This window comes from Rhodococcus sp. NPDC059969 (assembly GCF_042738325.1).
Lineage (GTDB): Bacteria > Actinomycetota > Actinomycetes > Mycobacteriales > Mycobacteriaceae > Rhodococcus_F.
In genome coordinates, this window is record NZ_JBHWUF010000037.1 from 1 (window position 1) to 1,591 (window position 1,591).

Annotated in this window: 1 protein-coding gene; it reads left to right on the forward strand. The window is 59.8% G+C overall.

The window, feature by feature from the left end; all coding sequences use genetic code 11:
* A partial coding sequence (locus ACFWAD_RS29875; protein WP_378550464.1) for an amino acid adenylation domain-containing protein occupies positions 1 to 1,591 on the forward strand: 1,591 nt, incomplete at both ends.

Below are 1,591 nucleotides of genomic sequence, written 5' to 3' on the forward strand. Positions count from 1 at the left end.
ACGAGCGTTCGCAGGTGTTGGTGGCGGTCAATGACACTGTTCACGAGTTGACTGTTGGTGCTTTGTTGCTCGACGGGTTTGTTGCGCAGGTGGCGGCGTCTCCGGATGCGGTGGCGCTCTCGTTCGAGGGTGTTTCGCTGTCGTATGCGGAGTTCGGGTCTCGGGTGAATCGCCTTGCGCGGTATTTGGTTTCGGTGGGTGTGGGGCCGGAGTCGTTGGTGGCGTTGGCGATGCGTCGGTCGGTTGATCTTGTGGTGGGTATGTATGCGGTGGTTGCTGCGGGTGGGGCGTATGTGCCGTTGGATCCGGATCATCCGGTCGAGCGCAATGGTCATATTCTCGGTACTGCGGCGCCGGTGTGTGTGTTGTCCACTGCTGGTGACGGTGTGGTGTTGCCGGGTGAGTTCGATGTGGTGTTGATTGACGAGTTGGATGTGTCCGGGTTCTCGGATGCGCCGGTGTTGGATGTGGATCGTGTTGCGCCGTTGCGGGGTTCGAATGCTGCGTATGTGATTTTCACGTCGGGGTCGACGGGGAAGCCGAAGGGTGTGGCGGTTTCGCATGAGGCGATCGTCAATCAGATGGCGTGGATGCAGGGTCAGTATGTTCTGACTGGGTCGGATGTGTATTTGCAGAAGACTGCGACGACGTTCGATGTGTCGTTGTGGGGGTTCTTCTTGCCGTTGGCGGTGGGTGCTCGGTTGGTGGTGGCCACGCATGACGGTCATCGGGATCCGGGGTATTTGGCGTCGGTGATCGCTGATCAGGGTGTGACGGTGACGGATTTCGTGCCGACGATGTTGTCGGTGTTCGCGGGTGCGGTGTCTGCGGAGTTGTTGGGTTCGTTGCGTGATGTGTTCGTCATCGGTGAGGCGTTGCCGGCGCAGGCGGTGCGTGATTTCGGTGTGGTGTCGGGTGCGCGGGTTCACAACTTGTATGGTCCGACCGAGGCTGCGGTGTCGATCACGTTCGCGGATGTGACGGGCGCCGTCGATGGTGGTGTGGTTTCTATTGGTGTGCCGCAGTGGAATTCGCAGGTTTTCGTGTTGGATTCTCGTTTGCGTCCGGTGCCGGTGGGTGTTGCGGGTGAGTTGTATCTTGCGGGTGATCAGTTGGCTCGTGGGTATGTTTCTCGTCCGGATTTGTCGGCGGATCGGTTCGTGGCGAATCCGTTCACTGATGGCAGTGGTGGCGATCGTATGTATCGCACGGGGGACTTGGTGCGGTGGGGTGTGTCGGGTGAGCTCGAGTACATCGGTCGTACCGATTTTCAGGTGAAGTTCCGTGGTCAGCGGATCGAGTTGGGGGAGATCGAGTCGGCGTTGGTGGCTGATGTGTCGGTGTCTGTGTCGTCGGTGGCTGTGGTGTCGACGGTGACCGGTGATCAGTTGGTGGGGTATGTGGTGCCGGCGTCGGGTGCGGTGGTTGATGCTGCGGCACTGGTGGATTCGTTGGGTGCGGTGTTGCCGTCGTATATGGTGCCGTCGCAGATCATGGTGTTGGATGCGTTTCCGCTCAATGCTTCGGGGAAGTTGGATCGGAAGTTGTTGCCGGAGCCGGTGTTCGAGGTTGCGGTGTTCCGGGCTCCGGT